Here is a 21,643-nt window from a genome sequence, read left to right as displayed (position 1 = left end):
TAAAAAGCGGAAAATATTTATTTCTTAGTTCCAAAAGGGTTTTAATCTGTGAAACATTTATAAAAATTTCTGGTAAGTAAGCTTAGCCATGGAGGTTGTAGTCCAAGAAGTAAAACAGCAACATGAGCCATCCCAGCTGATCGGAAGTGGCTACTCGTATCAGCCACCTGACATCACACTATGAATGACCTCTGCGATTGAGAACTATAACTGCCTGCTTCTATCTCGGTATTGCTGGGAATTTGCCACTGCAAACTGCTAACATCGGATCCCAAACACTAACTTCCTACATAGAAATCTGTTGCTAAATCATCTTAAAACCACAATGTCATAAAGCCCGTTTTTGAAAAGCTTTTTATCTTGAGGATCAAACCGACTTTTATGAAAAAACCAATACAGTCAATCCTTTTCTTTTCTGTTGTTTTAGGAGGAATGTTTTTTAGCCACCACTTGGTAGCACAAGGAGTCCGCGGAAAGGTCAGCACTGCAGATGGAGAGCCCTTGGCTTATGCTTCAGTTTACATCCGGAATTTGGGGGACGGAGTGCCTACCAACGAGGAAGGGAATTATGAATATAAGCTTCCCAAGGGAGTGTATGATGTACTGGTCCAATTCCTGGGATATAAATCCCAACTGGAGACCATCGTAGTGGGGGATGAATGGATCTCCAAGGACTTCGTGCTGCAGCCCCAGGATTATACCTTGCAGGAAGTGGAAGTAAGAGCCGGTGCTGAAGATCCTGCGCTGACTATCATGCGCAAAGCTATAGCCAAAGCCAAATATCACAGGCTTCAGATCCAAAAATACAGCATGACCGTCTATCTCAAAGGAACGGGGAAGTTGACGGATGCGCCATTTTTTCTTAAGAAAACCATAGAAAAAGAAGGCCTCAAACTCAATGAGGCCTATACTTCTGAATCTGTATCCAGAATTACCTTTACCCAGCCAAACAAAGTGGAGGAGAGGGTAATCTCTATCCGCACAAATGGGGATAATCAATCCACCTCACCGGCACCGTACATACAGACTACTTTCTACCAGGAAAAAATCAATGGAATCATCTCTCCACTTTCCCGCTCCGCATTTCAATATTATAAATTTCAATATGAAGGGAGCTTCCTGGACCAGAACGTAATTGTAAATAAAATAAAGGTGACTCCACGGTCAAGGGGCGAACAGGTGTTTGAAGGCTACATCTACATCATCGATGATTTGTGGGCTATCCACAGTCTCAACCTGCAGACATCATTGTTGGGATTTAAGATTCTGGCCAAGCAGCAGTATGCTCCCGTGGCTGAGAATGTATGGATGCCGCTCACCCACACCTATGAGTTTGGAGGTAAAATGTTGGGCTTTGAGGGGGATTTCAAGTATCTGGCCTCTACCCGGGAGTATGAAATAGAACTGAATCCTGATCTACAGCTAGTCCCTGAGATAATCGATGAAAAAGTGCAGGATATTCCTGACGGGGCTGCGAAATTCGATAAATCAGTCTCAGCGCTGGAACAGCTTGCCTCCGAAGAACCAAAAACCCGGAAAGAGTACCGCAAACTACTGAACCAATACGAGAAGGAAACAATCAAAGAGCAGGAAGAACCGGAGGTGATACAGGAAAGCTACTATGAGGTGGACAGCATGGCCAAAAAGTATAACCAGGCCTATTGGGACAGTATCCGCCCCGTGCCGCTGACAGAAAGCGAGATCCAGGGGTATCAACGCGACGATAGTCTTGCCACAGTGGAGTCTGCTAAAATGAGTGAGGTGGATTCTGTGGCGAAGAAGGCAAAACGTAAACTGAAACCACTCGATATTATGAATGGGGGATCCTACAGCATGGGAAAAGGTGTTTCGTTAGGATTCAGACAAAACTGGACCAAGATTTCATTTAATACAGTGGAAGGTTTCAAGCTGGGAATGGGACTGTTCTACCGGAAATATTCTGAAACCAAACTAGCAGATAGTGTAAGTGTGCTTCGAAAAAGCTTCAACATAGAGCCGGAATTGCGGTATGGTTTCTCCAGTGAGCGCTTTTATGGAAAAGCAGATTTTAGATGGTCCAGTACTCTGGCACTTTCCGGGACCACCTTTGGCGTGAGAGGGGGTAGATATATCTATCAGTTCAATGGTGGAGAACCCATCAATGAGCAGGTGAACGCTTTGTATTCTTTGTTTTTCAGGCAAAACTATATGAAGCTTTACGAGCAGGATTTTGCTCAGGCTTACTGGGCCCACCGTGTCAATGGAGGGATTACTTATCGGGTCAATATGACTTATGCGCAACGTAGGGAATTATTCAATACGAATAATTACAGCTTCTACAATAAAGAGGGTAGGGAATATACCCCTAACGCCCCGGAGAATGTAGAAACGGATCCGGTGTCGTTTGCCGATCATGATATACTGAAATTGAACACTGAACTGGAATGGCGGCCGGGAATTAGATACGGTATCAGGAATGGCAGAAAGTATGCTATATCGGATCGTTCTCCCTTGATTAGGTTAAGCTATAACAAAGCTTTTGGAGGGATCTCCTCGGATGGCGCCGCTGCTGATTTTGACCAGCTGGAGATGGGGATACAGCACAATTATACCTTTGGGGTAAGTGGCAAACTGGACTTTAACCTCACTGCAGGAGCATTCCTCACGAATGACCAGGTTTACTTTCCAGATTTCCAGCATTTCGGAGGGAACAGGACTATTTTCTCCAACTTCGGGCCGGCATCGAATTACCGGTTTATGGATTATTATAAATACAGCACCAACTCCAAGTATTTCTCCGGAATCGTACATTACCAGTTTAGAAAGTTTATTTTCACCCAGTTGCCTATGCTCAGGTTCTCTGGCGTAAGAGAAAATATCTTTTTCAATTATCTGAAAACAGACAACTCGCCCCACTACTGGGAAGTAGGATATTCATTGGATAACCTGTTCAGGATTTTCCGCGTGGAAATGGGAGCCGGCTTCGAAAATTCAGAATTTCTCCGTGGTGGAGTACGTTTTGGAATAGCCACCTTTATCAATGTTAATTTTGATAATTAGGGGAAAGTTATAGGAACCCAAAAACCCGGCCTGAAAACCGGGTTTTGATTTTAACAGTATTATCCACTTCCCTATCAGGGATAAAAACCATAAAGGATAGGGGAAACACCTACGAAAGCAACTATGGTCATCCGTCACCCGCTTGTACTGAGCGAAGTCGAAGTATCGACCTTAAAGCCAGTAAAGCAAAGGATTTGAGGTTACTGGTATCAGTGATGGATGTTACAATTTTTTTAGACCTTCATGATGTCTGTTTCTTTTTTGGCAAGTAGCTCATCTATTTTGGCAGAGAATTGATCTGTCAGTTTTTGTACCACATCCTCAGCTCTCTTTATTTCATCTTCTGCAACGCCTTCTTTTTGGAGTTTTTTCAATTCGTCATTGGTTTCTTTGCGAACGGTTCGTAGGGAGATTTTCCCCCCTTCGCATTCATGCTTTGCCTGTTTTACCAGGGAGATACGTCGTTCTTCCGTAAGAGCCGGAATGGTGAGGATGATTACTTCCCCATTATTCTGTGGAGCAAGACCCAGATCCGAATTGACAATAGCCTTCTCAATCTCGGAGATCATTGTACGCTCAAAGGGTTTGATGGATAGTGTTCGTGCATCAGGAGTATTCACTGAGGATACCTGGTTCAACGGGGTGTTGGCTCCGTAATATTGTACCATGATGCCATCCAGTAGATTAGGCATGGCCTTTCCTGCACGGATTTTCAAAAGTTCAGATGCGGTGTGGTCCACTGCTTTCTGCATCAATTCTTTTGCTTCGTCTAAGTATAGTTCGATTTCTTCCATGATTGTTAAACTTAAAAAGAGTTGATTAAAGTACCAATTTCTTCGCCTTTGACCAATTCGCTGAGATTTCCTGCTACGTTCATGTCAAAAACGACGATCGGGAGGTTGTTTTCCTGGCAAAGGGTAAAGGCCGTCATGTCCATGACGTTGAGGTTTTTCTCATACACTTCCTGGAACGAAATAGTTTTGTATTTGGTGGCTGTTGGGTCTTTTTCAGGATCGGCAGTATAGACGCCGTCCACTCGGGTACCCTTCAATACTATATCTGCTTCCACTTCTATAGCTCTCAGGGCTGCAGTGGAATCCGTAGTGAAATAAGGGTTGCCGATCCCCGCACCAAAGATGACTATGCGGCCTTTTTCCAGATGTCGGATAGCCCTTCTGCGGATAAATGGCTCACATACGCTTTCGATTTTAATTCCCGACATCAGGCGTGTGTACATACCGCCCTGTTCCAGGGCACTTTGCAATGCCATCGCATTGATCAATGTTGCCAGCATTCCCATATAATCACCTTGTACACGGTCTATACCGGATTTCTCGGCTTGTACTCCTCTGAAAATATTGCCTCCGCCGATCACAATCGCTACTTCCACACCCATGTCATGTACTTTCTTGATCTCCTGAGTGTATTGCTGAAGTCTAGTAGGGTCAATCCCGTAATTCTTGTCTCCCATTAAGGCTTCTCCACTGAGTTTGAGCAGTATTCTCTTGTATTTCATGTGATTATAATTTGTTTTTAAAGGCCACATGGAATCTCGCATATGGGATAATCATCCTAGTGTGTGCCGTTTTCGACATGCTCGATTCCATAAGTGTATTTAGTTTTCAATGGTAGCTCCAGTCTGCCTCAGACAGGCTTGATTTTATGTATATGGTCTGGTTTTTCAGAGGTGAATTATCGTTTCAATACAATTATTTGAGGCATTCCGCTTCCAGTTCCTTGTTCACAAACATTCCTATTAAAAACTGAGGACTGATCGGAGGAAGCCCGATCTGCGCAAAATAATCCGACAAATATAATTTCTTCAATTCATTATGCTAGGCTTAGCTGTTAAAATTGAATAAGGATTTGGTTTTTTTCCACACTTTGGTGAAGAGATACTTTGACAACTTTCACTACCCCCTCACCAGGGGATTTGATGATGTTTTCCATCTTCATTGCTTCCAGTACCAGCACCACGTCCCCTTTGTTGACTTTATCTCCGGGCTTCACCTTCAGATCCAGGATCAATCCTGGCATTGGGGCTTTTATCTCTCTAAGGGACTGGGAGGCTAGATTGCCCATCCCCATTTGTTCCAGCAGCAGATCAAATCTATCCTTGACTTGCAAACTTGCAGTTTTATGGCCTAGCCTTATTTGAAGCGTTTTTGTTTCTTTATCGATGGACACCAATTCTGCCTCCAGAGACTTGTTTTCATGAATAAGATGCACTTTTCGATCTGAAATCCATTGAAGGTCCCAATTGATCGGATTGCTGAGCACTTGGATGGTATCATCGGTTTTTTCTACCGAATAGCTTTTGCCTTGGATGGTAACTGTAAACATTCGCGTTAATTTGATGCCCAATATACAATTTCAAATAAAACCAATTCTTTTTCATTTGTATTTACTATGAATCAATCGCCAGCAAAAAAGCTAATTATCAAGAGGTGCTATATTGCAGTTCAAGCTGTTTTTTTAATTACATCTGCAGCTGCATGTAAGTCGGGGCAGATCCTGGATCAGGAGATAAATGAAAATCCAGTTGCTGAAAGGAACCAAAACCCAGACAAGGCAGATAGTGTCGCTTACCAAGAGATAATTTTCCGAAAGGAAGCTGCGATTGAAAATTACAACGCTACTCCCAAGCGGGATTTTGATGTGCTGCACATGGAGTTGGACTTGTCGTTTGACTACCTCCGGCAGGAGGTGATCGGCAAGGCGGAGTTGAGCATTGTCCCATATTTCCATCCTATAGATGTACTAGTACTGGATGCCCGGGATTTTGAGTTTAATGGTGTGTTTTTTGCCCAAAACGATCATCGTGAACCGGTCAACTATACCTATGACGGGCAGCAGATCAGGCTGGACCTTCCTAGGTTATTGACTAGGCTGGACACTTTCAGGATTAGCCTTGATTATATAGCTTTTCCAGAGCGAAATGCCGGGGATGGGAGTGAGGCTATTTCAGACGCCAAGGGACTTTACTTCATAGATCCCCTAGACACTCTCCCAGACAAGCCACGGATGATCTGGACTCAGGGAGAGACCGCACATAATTCCAAATGGTTTCCCACCATAGACGCTCCTAATGAAAAGTTCACCCAGTTGCTTAAGTTGACGCTGCCAGATACCTTGGTGTCTGTAAGCAATGGGGAATTGGTCAGACAGGAAAAACTGGAAGGCGGGATGAGGAGGGATTATTGGGAGATGAAGCTGCCACATTCGGCATACTTGGCTGCGTTCGCCATTGGGGATTTTGGGAAAGTGGAAGCAAATTGGGAGGGTGTTCCTTTAGGCTATTATGTGGAAAAAGGGCATGAGAAAGGAGCGGAGAAAGTGTTCAAAAACACTCCTGAAATGATCGGTTTCTTCTCTGATATACTCGGTGTCAGGTACCCATGGCCAAAGTATGATCAGGTCGTGGTCAGGGACTTTGTGTCCGGGGCGATGGAGAATACCACAGTTTCTATTTTTATGGAGGAACTGCGTCTCAGCGAGCGGGAGGCAATCGATTCGGAATGGGATTACATCATAGCCCATGAGCTTTTCCATCAGTGGTTTGGAGACTATGTGACCACAGAATCTTGGGCAAACCTTACCTTGAACGAAGCATTTGCAAATTACAGTGAGTTCCTCTGGAATGAATACAAGTATGGGGAAGATGAAGCAAAACTGAAGTTGGTTGCTGAGATGGAAAATTATTTTGCGGAAGCAGAGACCAAGCAAGTGGATCTGATTCGCTTTGATTATGGGGAGGCTGAGGACATGTTTGATTCACACAGCTACTCCAAAGGTGGTGCGATCCTACATATGCTTAGGGAACATCTGGGGAAGGAAGCTTTTTACGAGGCCTTGCGGTTTTATCTGCGGACACATGCCTTTTCTACCGTTGAGGTACACGACCTCCGCTTGGCTTTCGAGCGGGTGAGCGGTGAGGATTTGAATTGGTTTTTCAATCAGTGGTTCCTGGATAAGGGGCATCCGGAGCTTCATTTCGAAGTGGATTATTCGGATCCAAATAACATCCTGATTTCCGTATCACAACGCCAGGATTTGACGGAAACCCCACTTTACCAGCTTCCTCTTCAGGTCAGCTAGTATGAAGGAAAGGAGAGGAAAACCAAGGAGTTTACGATCAACAAGGCATCCCAGGAGTTTGTGGTGGGCAATGATACGCCTATTTCCCTGGTTTTAATAGATGAAGAGAAAAACTTACTCGCCAAGAAGTATATAAATATGGACGCAGGACAAATGCTACAGCAGTTCAGATCCTCAGTGTCAGGCATAGCTAGGTATGAGGCATTGGATAGTCTTGCGGCTTGGAGAGCTGAGGAAGAATTGAAGATGGTTCTCCCGGAGGCCTTGGAAGATGGGTTTTGGGCAATCAGGGAATCTGCCTTTGCTGTTTTGCAGGGAGCTCCGGATTGGCTGGAACAAAGCCCAGGGCTATCAGGAAAAGTAATCATGATGGCGACCCAGGATGAAAGGAATTCAGTCAGGGCAGGAGCAATAGACGTGCTTTCGGTCCATTCCCCGGATGAGCATTTTTCCCTGCTCAAACAGCTCGCAAATGACTCTTCCTACTTGGTTGCCGGCTCAGCCCTTATGGGCTTGGTGAATAGCACTTCTCCAGATGAAAAATCCGAAGCATTAGAAAGTTTTGCAGGAGAAAGCAATTTCCGGATGGTAATACCAGTAGCCGATTATTATCTCTCTGATTCGGTGGCCGGCAAGGGGGATTGGTTTATGGACAAAGCGGAAGCCATGCACGGAGAAGGGTTGTACTACTTTTTAGGTTATTTTGGGGAATATTTTAGTCGTTATCCGGAGGAAGGGGAAGCAGAAGCGGTGAACTATTTGTTGAAAATAATGCGGAATGACAGCAAAAGCTTCATAAGATTGGGAGCTTTTCAGGCACTGTTGGGTTTTTCAGACAATGTGGAGACCTTGGAGAAAATAAGCGTTGTGGCCGGCTTGGAAAAGGACAAAGAGCTGTCTGTGTATTACAATTATTTTTTAGAATCCCAGGAAGATGAAAATTAATCTATTGATTTAGAAAAGGTTGGGTTTAAATGTGTCAAAATTTCATCAAATTTGAAATACATGTTTTGAATCTTTAATAAAAGCCTATAATTTTGCCATCCGTTACGATAGAAAAGCCTGGGGAAAGGGTGGTAAAAGTAGCGCTAGTTGGGGGAATACCAAAGCGGCCAACTGGGACGGACTGTAAATCCGTTGACTTATGTCTTCACAGGTTCGAATCCTGTTTCCCCCACACCATTGCCGAAATGCGAAATTTTTTTCTAATTTTGCTGGGCGAAAAAAATCCGAAATAGATCGGGTAAATGGAAGTAACTCTCCATAGTATTGTACCAAATCAGTAATACTAAGGGCAGAGTGTCACAAAGATTACAAGCGGGAGTAGCTCAGTTGGTAGAGCGGCAGCCTTCCAAGCTGCAGGTCGCGGGTTCGAGCCTCGTCTCCCGCTCTATGTTTTTCCGGGGATTTCCCCGGGGAAGCATAAGAGTCTAAGCCGACGTAGCTCAGGGGTAGAGTACTTCCTTGGTAAGGAAGGGGTCAGGGGTTCAAATCCCCTCGTTGGCTCATTCGGCTTAATTAAGAAAAAATTAAACATATCTTTAAACTTAAACTGAGGATTTTCACGCATGGCAAAAGCACAATTCGACCGTTCCAAGCCGCACGTTAATATCGGTACGATTGGTCACGTAGATCATGGAAAGACCACTTTGACTGCTGCCATCACTACCGTACTGGCTAGTAAGGGTCTATCTGAATTAAGAGACTTTTCTTCTATCGATAACGCTCCGGAAGAAAAAGAAAGAGGTATCACCATTAACACCTCGCACGTAGAATATCAGACTGAAAACAGACACTACGCTCACGTAGATTGTCCAGGTCACGCTGATTACGTTAAGAACATGGTAACGGGTGCTGCCCAAATGGACGGCGCTATCCTGGTAGTGGCTGCTACTGACGGACCTATGCCTCAAACTAGAGAGCACATCCTTTTGGCTCGCCAGGTAGGTGTACCTCAGCTAGTGGTATTTATGAACAAAGTGGATATGGTGGACGATCCTGAGCTTCTTGAGCTTGTGGAAATGGAAATCAGAGAACTACTTTCTTTCTATGAATTTGACGGTGACAACATCCCTGTAATCGCCGGTTCTGCACTTGGTGCATTGAACGGTGAAGAAAAGTGGGTAAACACTGTAATGGAATTGATGAGTGCTGTCGATTCTTATATCCCTCTTCCTGAAAGAGCAGTTGACAAAGACTTCTTGATGCCTGTAGAGGATGTATTCTCTATCACTGGCCGTGGTACTGTGGCTACTGGTAGAATCGAAAGAGGGGTAATCAACTCTGGTGAGCCTGTGGATATCATCGGTATGGGTGCTGAAGGACTTAAGTCCACAGTTACCGGTGTTGAGATGTTCCGTAAGATCCTTGACAGAGGTGAAGCTGGTGACAACGTAGGTCTATTGCTAAGAGGTATTGAAAAATCCCAGATCAAACGTGGTATGATTATCTGTAAGCCAGGATCTGTGAAGCCTCACGCCCACTTCAACGCTGAAGTTTACGTTCTTTCAAAAGAAGAAGGTGGACGTCACACTCCATTCTTCAACAAATACCGTCCACAGTTCTACCTTAGAACTACCGACGTAACCGGTGAGATCAAACTTCCAGAGAACGTGGAGATGGTAATGCCAGGTGATAACGTGACTATCGAGGTGACTTTGCTTAATGCGGTTGCTCTTGAGAAAGGTCTTCGTTTTGCGATCCGTGAGGGTGGTAGAACCGTGGGAGCCGGTCAGGTTACTGAAATCCTTGACTAATCATCAATCACTGATTGATTAATAATATACAATGCGATCTCAAATATTTTGGGATCGCATTTGTTTCTTAATGAATCAATACCTAATTTTGCGTTCCCATTTAGCGGGGCGTTCATTTACACGGGCATAGTTCAACGGCAGAATAGCGGTCTCCAAAACCGTTGATGGGAGTTCGAATCTCTCTGCCCGTGCCAGTAAGTTAAGTACACTATGAATCTAAAAAACTTTGTCCTCGAATCTTATGATGAGATGGTGAATAAGGTCACTTGGCCGAAATTTTCATTTCTTCAGAATAGTGCGGTACTGGTGTTGGTAGCATCTTTGATCTTCGCCTTGTTTATAGGCGTGGTAGATCTTGGATTTGAGAACATCATGACATGGTTTTATGATTTATTCTAATTGAATTGACATTACAGAATGGCTGAACATAAATGGTACGTACTCAGAGTAGTAGCGGGGCAGGAGAAAAAAACTAAAACCTATCTGGATAATGAGATTACCAGACAGGATATTGGCGATTTTATTCCTGAGGTCTTGATACCCTCCGAGAAAGTATATGAGATGCGGAATGGCAAAAAGCGCGTCAGGGAGAGAAATTTCTTTCCGGGATACGTTTTGGTCAACGCGGATCTCTCCAATGGTGAGGCCAATCACGTAATTACAAGTATTCCGGGAGTAATCGGTTTCTTAGGATCCAACTCAGGTGGGGCTTCCAAAACCCCTGAGCCACTTCGTCAGTCGGAAATCAACCGTATTTTAGGTAAGGTTGAGGAGATTGATGAGTTCGCAGAGAAACTGGATACACCATTTATAGTCGGAGAGACTGTCAAAGTGATGGACGGTCCTTTCAGTGGATTTACCGGAACAATAGAGGAGATATTTGAGGATAAGAAGAAGCTTAATGTTATGGTTAAGATCTTCGGCCGAAATACTCCTGTTGAATTAAACTTTATACAAGTAGAAAAACAAGACTAAGCAATGGCTAAGGAAATCACTGGTTATTTAAAACTACAAGTGAAAGGTGGCCAGGCAAACCCGTCGCCTCCAGTAGGTCCGGCTCTTGGTTCCAAGGGTCTGAACATCATGGAGTTTTGTAAGCAGTACAACGCACGTACCCAGGATAAAATGGGTCAGGTGCTTCCTGTACTGATTACAATCTACTCAGATAAGTCATTTGACTTCGTAGTAAAGACCCCTCCTGCGGCAAATATGTTGCTTGAGGCAGCGAAAGTCAAAAGCGGATCTGCTGAGCCTAACCGTAAGAAGGTGGGATCAGTGACCTGGGATCAGGTTAAGGAGATAGCAGCGGTAAAAATGCCTGACCTTAATGCTTTCAAAGTGGAGTCTGCTATGAAAATGGTGGCTGGTACAGCAAGAAGCATGGGAATCACAGTATCTGGTAAAGCCCCTTGGGAAGTATAAATAAAAAACAATGGCTAAGTTAACAAAAAAGCAAAAAGAAGCTCTTTCTAAGTACGACCCAAGCCAAGTGTACTCCCTGGAGGCAGCTTCTACTATCGTGAAGGATATTACTATGACGAAGTTTGACGCTTCTGTAGATCTTGACATCCGTTTGGGTGTGGATCCACGTAAAGCTGATCAAATGGTAAGGGGCGTTGTCGCGCTTCCTCATGGTACAGGCAAAGACATCAAAGTATTGGTGCTTTGTACTCCTGACAAAGTAGCAGAGGCGACCGAAGCAGGTGCAGATTACGCAGGCTTGGATGACTATATAGCTAAAATCGAAGGCGGATGGACTGACATTGATGTCATCATCACCATGCCTAACGTAATGGCAAAAGTAGGTAGATTGGGTAGAGTATTGGGGCCGAGAGGTCTTATGCCAAATCCTAAATCAGGAACTGTTACTCTGGATGTAGCCAAGGCAGTAAAAGAAGTTAAAGCGGGTAAAATTGATTTCAAAGTAGATAAATTTGGAATTATCCACGCAGGTATTGGTAAGGCATCCTTCACTGCGGCGCAGATTGAAGAGAATGTGAAAGAACTTATCCTTACCATTTCCAAGCTAAAGCCTTCCTCTTCCAAAGGAACATATTTCAAGAGTATTCATTTATCCAGTACAATGTCTCCTGGAATTGCAGTGGACAAGGGTAGCATTCAAGGAATTTAATCATGACTAGAGACGAAAAGAAAGTAATAATCGACGGTCTTACTGAGAAATTTAAAGAAAACCCTTTCTTCTATATCACTGATGCGTCCGGTTTTTCCGTAGCTCAGGTTAATGCATTCAGAAGAGCTTGTTTCGAAAAAGGCGTGGAGTACAAAGTGTACAAAAACACCTTGATCAGCAAGGCACTGGAAAATTTGGACGGCGACTACTCTGAGTTGTCTGATAAAGCGTTGAAAGGATTCTCTGGAATTATCTTCTCAAGTGAGACGAGTAATCTTCCGGCAAATGTATTGCTGGATTTTAGAAAGAAATTAGGTAAAAAAGCAACAAAGCCAGCCTTTAAAGGAGCCTCTATCGATGCGGACATATTCGTGGGTGAAGAGAACCTGGAAATGCTATCTAAGTTGAAATCAAAGCAGGAATTGATCGGCGACCTTATCAGCTTGCTGCAGTCTCCGGCTATGAACCTTCTTTCAGCATTGCAAAGTGGCCAGAACAATATCACTGGTGTGCTTAAAACACTCGCTGAGAGAGAAGAAAAATAAGTAAAAAAAAATCATTCAAACAAATATTAAATTTCAAATACAATGGCAGATCTTACACAACTTGCAGATCAGTTGGTAAACTTGACTGTAAAAGAGGTTAAAGAATTGACAGATATCCTTAAGGATCAGTATGGCATCGAGCCAGCTGCTGCAGGTGCAGTAGTTGTAGCTGGTGGTGCTGGTGCTGGTGAAGCTGCAGTCGAAGAAGAAAAGTCAACTTTTGACGTGATCTTGAAATCTGCAGGTGGATCAAAACTGGCAGTTGTCAAGCTTGTTAAAGAATTGACTGGTCTTGGTCTTAAAGAGGCTAAGGAACTAGTTGACGGAGCTCCTAAAGCATTGAAAGAAGGCGTAGCCAAAGACGAAGCTGAAGGCTTGAAGAAGTCTTTGGAAGAAGCTGGTGCTGAAGTAGAGATCAAATAATTTGTTGAACCGCAACTATTAGGTTGGGGTTCAGACCTAAGACCTGACTATTATAGTCAGGTCTTTTCCTGTTTATGCACAGGTTTAAAAATGCATTATTCTAAGCGGAAATTGGATTTTATCGCTATTAATATTTCACCATAAACATACACTACCTTGGCTATCAAGAATCAAACCGAAAGGAAAAGTTTCTCCTCCATTAAGGTGGTCAAAAGCTATCCGGATTTTCTAGATATTCAGTTGCAGTCTTTCAAAGATTTCTTCCAACTGGATACTCCTGCGGAAAAGCGCCGGGCAGACGGGTTATTCAAAGTATTCGCGGAAAACTTCCCAATCAGTGATTCCAGAGAAAATTTCACTCTTGAATTCATCGATTATGCAGTAGATCCACCCAAATATTCCGTGGGCGAATGCATTGACCGTGGCTTGACCTACTCTGTACCGTTGAAAGCAAAGTTGAGATTACTTTGCCATGATGAGGACAATGAGGATTTCGAAACGATTGAGCAAGAAGTATTCTTAGGTAATCTTCCGTATATGACCGAGAAGGGGTCATTTGTGATTAATGGTGCAGAAAGAGTTATTGTTTCCCAGCTTCACCGTTCGCCAGGCGTGTTCTTCGCACAAAGCAAGCACACCAATGGCACGAAACTATACTCTGCCAGAATCATCCCTTTCAAAGGATCCTGGATCGAATTTGCCACTGATATCAACAATGTCATGTACGCATACATCGATCGTAAGAAGAAATTCCCTGTCACCACCTTGTTGAGATCCATAGGTTATGGCTCCGACAAGGATATTCTTGACCTGTTTGGACTTTCTGAAGAAGTAAGTGCCACTAAATCAGCGATGAAAAAAGTGGCCGGCAGAAAACTAGCGGCTAGGGTTCTTAGGACATGGGTAGAAGATTTCGTGGATGAAGATACCGGTGAAGTTGTCTCCATCGACCGAAATGAGGTATTGCTTGAGCGGGATACCGTGCTTACAGACGAAGACATCGAAATGATCTTGGACTCAGGCTCGAAGAGCATTATTCTCCATAGAGAAGATGTGAACGTGGCTGATTACTCTATCATCTATAATACCCTACAGAAAGATAGCTCCAACTCTGAGAAAGAGGCTGTGGAGGTTATCTACCGTCAGTTGAGAAATACGGAAGCTCCTGATGAGTCCACGGCTCGTGAAGTAATTCATAGTTTGTTCTTCTCTGACAAACGTTATGACTTAGGTGAAGTTGGTCGATATAGAATCAACAAAAAACTGGGACTTGACATCGATTCTGAGAAAATCGTCCTTACCAAGGAAGATATCATCAACATCGTAAAATACCTGATCGGACTGATCAACTCCAAGGCTGTGGTCGATGATATTGATCACTTGAGTAATAGAAGAGTAAGGACTGTAGGTGAGCAGCTTTACAGCCAGTTCGGTGTAGGCTTGGCCAGAATGGCCAGGACGATCCGTGAAAGAATGAACGTTCGTGACAACGAAGACTTTAAACCAGTCGATCTGATCAACGCGCGGACACTTTCTTCTGTGATCAATTCCTTCTTCGGAACCAACCAGCTTTCCCAGTTTATGGATCAAACCAATCCATTGGCGGAGTTGACTCACAAGAGAAGACTTTCGGCTTTGGGGCCAGGTGGTCTTTCCAGAGAAAGAGCCGGTTTTGAGGTTCGTGACGTTCACTATACGCACTATGGTCGTCTATGTACCATCGAAACTCCTGAAGGTCCAAACATTGGTTTGATCTCTTCTCTTTGTGTTCATGCAAAAGTGAACTCAATGGGCTTCCTGGAAACTCCTTACCGCAAGGTGAAGGATGGCAAAGCTAGTATGAAAGCTGAGGATGTTTTGTTCCTCACGGCTGAGGAAGAAGATGACCATAACATTGCCCAAGCTAATGCTCCTCTGGACGAAAATGGCAAGTTTATCAATGAAAAAGTAAAAGCAAGATTCGAGGGTGACTTCCCGGTATTGGAACCATCCGAAATCAGCTACATGGACGTTGCCCCTAATCAGATCGTATCTGTGGCGGCATCATTGATTCCATTCTTGGAGCATGATGATGCCAACCGTGCCTTGATGGGATCCAACATGCAACGTCAGGCAGTTCCTTTGTTGAAAGCTGAAGCTCCTATTGTGGGAACTGGCCTGGAAGCAAAAGCTGCTGTAGATTCCAGGTCGCTGATCATTGCTGAAGCAAGTGGGGTTGTGGATTATGTGGATGCCAAGAGAATCACCATCAAATACGATTTGACGGAGGATGAACTTTTGGTGAATTTCACTGACGAGTACAAAACCTACGACCTGATCAAGTTCCGAAGAACTAACCAGGATACTACGATCAACTTGACTCCTTTGGTGCTGAAAGGGCAGAAGGTGAAAAAAGGTCAGGTGTTGGTTGAAGGTTACTCCACTAACAACGGTGAACTGGCTCTTGGTAAAAACCTTAAAGTGGCGTACATGCCATGGCAAGGATATAACTTTGAGGATGCGATCGTGATCTCTGAGCGTGTGGTAAGGGAAGATATCTTCACTTCCATCCACGTGGAAGAATTCCAGTTGGAAGTCCGGGATACGAAAAGAGGCGAGGAAGAATTGACTTCTGAAATCCCTAACGTATCCGAGGAGGCTGTTAAAAACCTGGATGAGCATGGGATCATTGCCATTGGAGCTGAGGTAAAAGAAGGTGATATTATCATCGGTAAAATCACTCCAAAAGGTGAAACTGACCCTACTCCGGAAGAGAAGTTGCTTAGAGCGATCTTCGGTGATAAGGCCGGCGACGTGAAAGATGCTTCGCTGAAAGCTTCACCTTCTCTGAATGGTGTTGTGATCGAGACGAAGCTATTCGCAAGACCCAAGAAGGACAAAGACGTAAGAGCTAAGGCGAAAGCCGAAGTTGAAAAGCTTAAGTCCAGATATTCTAAGGATCTCCTGGGTATCAGAGCCCGAATGATCAACAAAATGGTCACTATTCTGGATGGCAAAACGTCCCAGGGTGTGAGGCATAAATTCGGTGATGAGATCATCACCAAAGGACAGAAGTTCAATGCCAAAAACATTGAAAACAACCTTTTCCCTGCTAAGAATCCTTACAGAGATGAGAGTAACTACAATGTGCCTGAGGAAGCTAACTTGATCTCTGATATCGTTCTTGACGACTGGACTAATGATCCTCATACCAATGAGCTGATCGTCCATTTGGTGAAAAACTACACGAACTCAAGAAATGAGATCTCCGGTACCTTCAAGAGAGAAAGATTTACGCTTGAAGTAGGGGATGAACTTCCTGCGGGTATCGTTCAGCTTGCTAAAGTTTACATCGCCAAGAAGCGCAAGCTGAAAGTGGGTGATAAAATGGCGGGTCGTCACGGTAACAAAGGGATCGTAGCCAGAATCGTAAGGGATGAGGACATGCCATTCCTAGAGGATGGAACCCCTATGGATATCGTATTGAACCCGCTGGGTGTACCTTCCCGAATGAACATCGGACAGATCTTCGAAACGGTACTGGCTTGGGCTGGACAGAAGCTGGACAAGAAATACGCTACGCCGATATTTGACGGTGCTTCTATGGAAGAAGTATCCCATGAATTGGAGTTGGCAGGCTTACCGGCTTATGGACGTACCTACTTATACGATGGTCTTTCAGGAGTGAAATTCGATCAGCCAATCACAGTAGGTATTGCATACATGCTGAAATTAGGCCACTTGGTAGATGATAAGATGCACGCCCGTTCCATCGGCCCATACTCATTGATCACGCAGCAGCCATTGGGTGGTAAAGCTCAGTTTGGTGGCCAGCGTTTCGGAGAGATGGAAGTTTGGGCACTGGAAGCATTCGGTGCATCACACGTACTTCAGGAGATCCTGACAGTGAAGTCTGATGACGTAATCGGTAGAGCAAAAGCTTACGAGGCGATTGTGAAGGGTGAAAACCTTCCTAAACCTAATATTCCTGAATCCTTCAATGTACTGGTTCATGAATTGAGAGGTTTGGCTCTTGAAATTACCTTGGATTAATAAAGCGAATGGGCTCGCAAGAGCCCCTTACATATCTTTCAAAAAACTATGGCGTTCAGAAAAAATAAAAAACTTAACAATGATTTTTCCAGAGTCACCATCAGTTTGGCTTCCCCAGAATCTATTCTGGACAGCTCAAACGGCGAGGTGACCCAGCCAGAGACCATCAACTACAGAACCTACAAGCCTGAAATGGGCGGCTTGTTCTGTGAGCGGATTTTTGGTCCGGTCAAAGACTGGGAGTGTCATTGTGGCAAGTACAAGCGCATCAGGTATAAAGGTATTATCTGTGACCGCTGCGGTGTAGAGGTTACTGAGAAGAAAGTAAGAAGAGAGCGAATGGGGCACATCGAACTGGTAGTACCGGTAGCTCACATTTGGTATTTCAAATCTCTTCCTAACAAAATCGGTTATCTTCTTGGTCTTCCGACTAAGAAACTTGATCAGATTGTCTATTACGAGCGTTATGCGGTAGTTCAGCCGGGAATCAAAGCGGAAGAAGGAGTTCAATACCTAGACTTCCTTACGGAAGATGAGTACCTGGATATCATGGACAAGCTTCCTAAGGAAAACCATATGCTTGACGATGAGGATCCTAATAAATTCATCGCCAAGATGGGTGCTGAAGCGTTGGAGATGCTATTGGCGAGAATTGATCTGGATGACCTTTCTTACTCACTGCGTCACCAGGCTGCTACTGATACTTCTCAGCAGAGAAAAGCGGAGGCGCTGAAAAGGTTGAAAGTGGTGGAAGCGTTCCGTGATGCGAGAACCAGAATTGAAAACCGCCCTGAGTGGATGGTAGTCCGTATGGTTCCTGTGATTCCGCCGGAATTGCGTCCGTTGGTTCCTTTGGATGGTGGCCGTTTTGCGACTTCAGACCTGAATGACCTATATAGAAGAGTTATTATCAGAAATAACCGTCTGAAGCGATTGATCGATATCAAGGCTCCTGAGGTGATTTTGAGAAACGAAAAAAGAATGCTCCAGGAAGCTGTGGATTCTCTATTCGATAACTCCAGAAAAGTAAATGCGGTAAGATCCGATGGAAACCGTGCCTTGAAATCCCTTTCCGATATGTTGAAAGGTAAGCAAGGACGGTTCCGTCAAAACTTGCTCGGTAAGCGGGTGGATTACTCCGGTCGTTCTGTGATCGTGGTAGGGCCTGAATTGAAGCTTCACGAGTGTGGGCTTCCCAAAAATATGGCGGCTGAGCTGTTCAAGCCCTTTGTCATCAGGAAACTGATTGAAAGAGGTATTGTGAAGACCGTGAAGTCTGCTAAGAAAATCGTGGATCGTAAAGATCCTGTGGTTTGGGATATTTTGGAAAACGTATTGAAAGGGCACCCTGTGCTCCTCAACCGTGCTCCTACGCTTCACAGACTGGGTATTCAGGCATTCCAGCCTAAATTGATTGAAGGGAAAGCCATCCAGCTCCACCCATTGGTATGTACTGCATTCAACGCCGATTTTGACGGTGACCAGATGGCAGTTCATGTGCCTCTAGGGCATGAGGCAATCCTGGAAGCTTCTACCTTGATGCTTTCCTCGCATAACATCCTTAACCCGGCCAACGGTGCCCCTATAACAGTACCTTCCCAGGATATGGTATTGGGTCTATACTATGTGACCAAGGGCAAGAAATCTACTCCAGAAGAGATGGTTGCCGGTGAGGGAATGACATTCTATAGCACGGAGGAAGTGATTATCGCCTTGAATGAGGAGAAGATCTCCAAGCATGCGAATATCAAATGTAAAGTGCAGGTAAGAACCGAAGATGGAGGATACAAGGATGAGATCATTGAGACTGTAGCCGGTCGTTTGATTTTCAACCAATTCGTACCAAAAGAAGTAGGTTATGTAAATGAGCTATTGACCAAAAAGAAACTTCAGCAGATTATCGCTAAAGTGGTGAAAGTATGTGGAATGGCACGTACAGCTCAGTTCTTGGATGATATCAAGCACCTAGGATTCCAGTCTGCTTACAAAGGTGGACTATCTATGGGGTTGAATGATGTCATTATTCCTGAGGAAAAAGAGCCGATGATCTCTAAAGCCCAAGAAGAGGTTGACCAAGTTTGGAACAACTACCTAATGGGGCTGATCACCGACAACGAACGATATAACCAAGTAATTGATATCTGGACCCGTACCAACTCTCATCTGACCAATAACCTGATGAAGCAGATGGAAGAAGATAAGCAAGGGTTCAATGCCATCTATATGATGATGCACTCAGGAGCCCGAGGTTCCAGAGAGCAGATCCGTCAATTGGGTGGTATGAGAGGTTTGATGGCCAAGCCACAGAAGAACCTCCAAGGTTCTGTGGGTGAGATCATCGAAAACCCTATCCTTTCCAACTTCAAGGAAGGTCTGGATGTATTGGAGTACTTTATCTCCACACACGGTGCGCGTAAAGGTCTCGCCGATACCGCATTGAAAACTGCCGATGCCGGTTACCTGACCAGACGTCTGGTAGATGTGGCTCAGGATATGATTGTCACTGAAGAGGACTGTGGTAGCTTGAGAGGCTTGCTTGTACAGCCGCTGAAAGATAACGACGATATCGTGGAACCACTTTCTGAACGAGTAGTGGGTAGAGTCTCTGTCCATGATATCTATCATCCTGTGACCGATGAGCTGATCATCGAGTCAGGAGTAATGATCTCCGATGAAGTAGCCCAGCTAATAGATGAGTCTGGAATCGATGAGGTGGAGATAAGATCAGTGTTGACTTGCGAAACCCGTAGAGGAGTTTGTAGCAAATGTTACGGAAGAAATCTAACATCCTCTGGGCATATGGTTCAGACAGGTGAATCCGTGGGGGTTATCGCGGCACAGTCTATCGGTGAACCAGGTACACAGCTTACATTGAGAACTTTCCACGTGGGTGGTACAGCATCCAACATGGCCGTAGAAGCCAGTGTGATCGCTAAGTTCGACGGTGTGGTGGAATTCGATGAGGAACTGAGATTGATCGAGACTACCAACAAAGAGGGCGAGCCGGTAACGGTGGTCATGGGTAGATCCGGTGAAATCAAGATTAATGATCCTAAGACTGGTAAGACACTTGTTTCTAACCATGCTCCTTACGGTGCTATCGTAGATGTGAAAGATGGTGAGAAAATCACCAAAGGACAGACGCTTTGTAAGTGGGATCCATATAATGCCGTTATCCTTTCTGAGTTTGACGGGACTATTGAATTTGAAGCAATTTCTGAAGGTGTTACCTATAAAGAAGTATCCGATGATCAGACGGGTTACCGCGAAAAAGTAATCATCGATTCAAAAGATAGAACCAAGAACCCGGCAATCATTGTAAACTATGGGGAGGAATCCAAAGCTTACAATATCCCGGTAGGCGCTCACTTGGCTATTGACGCTGGGGATAAAGTAAGATCCGGTCAGGTTCTTGTGAAAATCCCAAGATCTGTAGGTAAGACCAGGGATATTACCGGTGGTCTTCCAAGAGTTACCGAGCTTTTCGAAGCTAGAAACCCATCCAATCCGGCTGTAGTTTCTGAAATCGATGGTGTAGTGACTTACGGTGGTATCAAGCGCGGTAACAGGGAGATCATCATCGAATCCAAAGATGGTGTGATCAAGAAATACATGGTATCTCTGTCTAAGCATATCCTTGTGCAGGAGAATGACTTTATCAGAGCTGGTGAACCACTTTCTGATGGAGCGATCACTCCAAATGATATTCTTGCGATCAAAGGCCCTACAGCTGTTCAAGAGTACTTGGTGAATGAGATTCAGGAAGTTTACCGACTTCAGGGTGTGAAAATCAATGATAAGCACATAGAGGTGATTGTAAGCCAGATGATGCAGAAAGTTGAAATCCTTGACGCTGGTGATACTGGATTCCTACAAAACCAGGTAGTGGATAAGTGGGCTTTCAGAGAAGAGAATGACAATATTCTTGACCGCAAAGTGGTCATGGATGCAGGTGATTCTTCTACCTTGAAGCCTGGTATGATTATCTCTGCGAGAAGATTGAGAGATGAGAATTCCAGCTTGAAACGTAAGGATCTTAAGCTGGTACAGGTACGTGACGCTGAGACTGCGGTCTCTAAGCCTACGCTACAGGGTATCACTGCGGCATCTTTGGGTACTGAGTCATTTATCTCTGCCGCGTCCTTCCAGGAAACCACTAAGGTGCTTTCTGAGGCAGCTATCAGAGGTAAGCGTGATGAACTGAAAGGTCTGAAAGAGAACGTGATCGTCGGCCACTTGATTCCTGCCGGCACCGGTCAGCGAAGATTGCAGCCGATTATTGTGGGTTCTCAGGAAGAATATGATAAGCTTTCGGAAAACATGGAGCGCACATCTAGTAAAAGATCTAGTGAAGCAATCCTGTAAAAGTTTAATAAATTAATTCAAAAGGCCTGTTTCACGACAGGCCTTTTTTATGAATATCTAGGATAACCACAGTGGACACAGAGGTTTACGCAGAGAACGCAGAGCATGTGGCCATCAGAAGATAGAGCAGAGAGTTTCACTATCAATATATCCTGGTGAAATCATTATGGATAATTTAGTAGGCTTATCCTCTTTGGCACCAGTAAAGAGACTAAAGCATTATAGGATTTGGTCAACAATGGAATTGAGACCAC

General features: G+C 44.4%; 15 protein-coding genes and 4 tRNA genes. 16 read left to right on the top strand and 3 right to left on the bottom strand.

Annotated features, from left to right (window positions below):
• The first annotated feature begins 381 nt into the window (after positions 1 to 381).
• Positions 382 to 3,039: a DUF5686 and carboxypeptidase regulatory-like domain-containing protein gene (locus LZF95_RS05090; RefSeq protein ID WP_233753891.1), complete on the top strand. Its 2,658-nt coding sequence runs from the start codon at positions 382 to 384 to the stop codon at positions 3,037 to 3,039.
• Between the two features lie 233 nt (positions 3,040 to 3,272).
• Here the strand turns inward: LZF95_RS05090 and frr are convergent, their stop codons facing one another.
• The 3 genes from frr to LZF95_RS05075 all read right to left on the bottom strand — a co-directional run bounded on the left by frr (position 3,273) and on the right by LZF95_RS05075 (position 5,382).
• A complete protein-coding gene (gene frr, locus LZF95_RS05085) occupies positions 3,273 to 3,833 on the bottom strand; it encodes a ribosome recycling factor (RefSeq protein ID WP_233753890.1) in 561 nt (186 codons plus the stop codon).
• A gap of 11 nt (positions 3,834 to 3,844) precedes the next feature.
• Positions 3,845 to 4,555, bottom strand: coding sequence for a UMP kinase (gene pyrH, locus LZF95_RS05080; protein WP_233753889.1), 711 nt, complete (start codon positions 4,553 to 4,555; stop codon positions 3,845 to 3,847).
• A 332-nt stretch (positions 4,556 to 4,887) separates the two neighbouring features.
• Positions 4,888 to 5,382, bottom strand: coding sequence for an acetyl-CoA carboxylase biotin carboxyl carrier protein subunit (locus LZF95_RS05075; RefSeq protein WP_233753888.1), 495 nt, complete (start codon positions 5,380 to 5,382; stop codon positions 4,888 to 4,890).
• Positions 5,383 to 5,448: 66 nt separating this feature from the next.
• Between LZF95_RS05075 and LZF95_RS05070 the strand changes: the two genes are divergently transcribed.
• The 15 genes from LZF95_RS05070 to rpoC all read left to right on the top strand — a co-directional run bounded on the left by LZF95_RS05070 (position 5,449) and on the right by rpoC (position 21,389).
• Positions 5,449 to 7,137, top strand: coding sequence for a M1 family metallopeptidase (locus tag LZF95_RS05070; RefSeq protein ID WP_233753887.1), 1,689 nt, complete (start codon positions 5,449 to 5,451; stop codon positions 7,135 to 7,137).
• 60 nt (positions 7,138 to 7,197) lie between these two features.
• Entirely contained in the window at positions 7,198 to 8,082 is an 885-nt protein-coding gene (locus LZF95_RS05065) for a HEAT repeat domain-containing protein (RefSeq protein ID WP_233753886.1), read from the top strand.
• Between the two features lie 149 nt (positions 8,083 to 8,231).
• Positions 8,232 to 8,314 (top strand) — tRNA-Tyr (locus LZF95_RS05060).
• A gap of 140 nt (positions 8,315 to 8,454) precedes the next feature.
• Positions 8,455 to 8,527: transfer RNA gene (locus LZF95_RS05055), tRNA-Gly, on the top strand.
• A gap of 44 nt (positions 8,528 to 8,571) precedes the next feature.
• Positions 8,572 to 8,643 (top strand) — tRNA-Thr (locus LZF95_RS05050).
• Between the two features lie 62 nt (positions 8,644 to 8,705).
• Entirely contained in the window at positions 8,706 to 9,893 is a 1,188-nt protein-coding gene (tuf, locus tag LZF95_RS05045; RefSeq protein WP_233753885.1) for an elongation factor Tu, read from the top strand.
• Between the two features lie 120 nt (positions 9,894 to 10,013).
• Positions 10,014 to 10,087, top strand: a tRNA-Trp gene (locus LZF95_RS05040).
• A 16-nt stretch (positions 10,088 to 10,103) separates the two neighbouring features.
• Entirely contained in the window at positions 10,104 to 10,292 is a 189-nt protein-coding gene (gene secE, locus LZF95_RS05035; protein ID WP_091692128.1) for a preprotein translocase subunit SecE, read from the top strand.
• An 18-nt stretch (positions 10,293 to 10,310) separates the two neighbouring features.
• On the top strand, positions 10,311 to 10,868 hold the full coding sequence (nusG, locus tag LZF95_RS05030; RefSeq protein WP_233753884.1) for a transcription termination/antitermination protein NusG: 558 nt from the start codon (positions 10,311 to 10,313) through the stop codon (positions 10,866 to 10,868).
• A gap of 3 nt (positions 10,869 to 10,871) precedes the next feature.
• Positions 10,872 to 11,315, top strand: coding sequence for a 50S ribosomal protein L11 (gene rplK, locus LZF95_RS05025; RefSeq protein ID WP_233753883.1), 444 nt, complete (start codon positions 10,872 to 10,874; stop codon positions 11,313 to 11,315).
• A gap of 10 nt (positions 11,316 to 11,325) precedes the next feature.
• A complete protein-coding gene (gene rplA, locus LZF95_RS05020; protein ID WP_233753882.1) occupies positions 11,326 to 12,024 on the top strand; it encodes a 50S ribosomal protein L1 in 699 nt (232 codons plus the stop codon).
• Between the two features lie 2 nt (positions 12,025 to 12,026).
• Positions 12,027 to 12,569: a 50S ribosomal protein L10 gene (gene rplJ, locus LZF95_RS05015; RefSeq protein ID WP_233753881.1), complete on the top strand. Its 543-nt coding sequence runs from the start codon at positions 12,027 to 12,029 to the stop codon at positions 12,567 to 12,569.
• A gap of 42 nt (positions 12,570 to 12,611) precedes the next feature.
• Positions 12,612 to 12,992 carry a 50S ribosomal protein L7/L12 gene (rplL, locus tag LZF95_RS05010; protein ID WP_233753880.1) on the top strand — a complete coding sequence of 127 codons (381 nt, stop codon included), beginning with the start codon at positions 12,612 to 12,614 and terminating at the stop codon, positions 12,990 to 12,992.
• A gap of 156 nt (positions 12,993 to 13,148) precedes the next feature.
• On the top strand, positions 13,149 to 17,024 hold the full coding sequence (gene rpoB / locus LZF95_RS05005; RefSeq protein ID WP_233753879.1) for a DNA-directed RNA polymerase subunit beta: 3,876 nt from the start codon (positions 13,149 to 13,151) through the stop codon (positions 17,022 to 17,024).
• A 48-nt stretch (positions 17,025 to 17,072) separates the two neighbouring features.
• Positions 17,073 to 21,389, top strand: coding sequence for a DNA-directed RNA polymerase subunit beta' (gene rpoC, locus LZF95_RS05000; protein WP_233753878.1), 4,317 nt, complete (start codon positions 17,073 to 17,075; stop codon positions 21,387 to 21,389).
• Positions 21,390 to 21,643 lie beyond the last annotated feature (254 nt).

Origin of the sequence: Algoriphagus sp. AGSA1, assembly GCF_021390545.1 — a bacterium.
GTDB lineage: Bacteria > Bacteroidota > Bacteroidia > Cytophagales > Cyclobacteriaceae > Algoriphagus.
This window is presented reverse-complemented; position numbering and strand designations above follow the sequence as displayed.

Bases quoted from the DNA above. Each gene is read 5' to 3' on its own strand.
- LZF95_RS05075 (WP_233753888.1), bottom strand. From the start codon at position 5,382: ATGTTTACAGTTACCATCCAAGGCAAAAGCTATTCGGTAGAAAAAACC.
- pyrH (WP_233753889.1), bottom strand. From the start codon at position 4,555: ATGAAATACAAGAGAATACTGCTCAAACTCAGTGGAGAAGCCTTAATG.
- rplJ (WP_233753881.1), top strand. From the start codon at position 12,027: ATGACTAGAGACGAAAAGAAAGTAATAATCGACGGTCTTACTGAGAAA.
- rplA (WP_233753882.1), top strand. From the start codon at position 11,326: ATGGCTAAGTTAACAAAAAAGCAAAAAGAAGCTCTTTCTAAGTACGAC.
- rpoC (WP_233753878.1), top strand. From the start codon at position 17,073: ATGGCGTTCAGAAAAAATAAAAAACTTAACAATGATTTTTCCAGAGTC.
- secE (WP_091692128.1), top strand. From the start codon at position 10,104: ATGAATCTAAAAAACTTTGTCCTCGAATCTTATGATGAGATGGTGAAT.
- frr (WP_233753890.1), bottom strand. From the start codon at position 3,833: ATGGAAGAAATCGAACTATACTTAGACGAAGCAAAAGAATTGATGCAG.
- nusG (WP_233753884.1), top strand. From the start codon at position 10,311: ATGGCTGAACATAAATGGTACGTACTCAGAGTAGTAGCGGGGCAGGAG.
- rplL (WP_233753880.1), top strand. From the start codon at position 12,612: ATGGCAGATCTTACACAACTTGCAGATCAGTTGGTAAACTTGACTGTA.
- rplK (WP_233753883.1), top strand. From the start codon at position 10,872: ATGGCTAAGGAAATCACTGGTTATTTAAAACTACAAGTGAAAGGTGGC.
- LZF95_RS05070 (WP_233753887.1), top strand. From the start codon at position 5,449: ATGAATCAATCGCCAGCAAAAAAGCTAATTATCAAGAGGTGCTATATT.
- LZF95_RS05090 (WP_233753891.1), top strand. From the start codon at position 382: ATGAAAAAACCAATACAGTCAATCCTTTTCTTTTCTGTTGTTTTAGGA.
- tuf (WP_233753885.1), top strand. From the start codon at position 8,706: ATGGCAAAAGCACAATTCGACCGTTCCAAGCCGCACGTTAATATCGGT.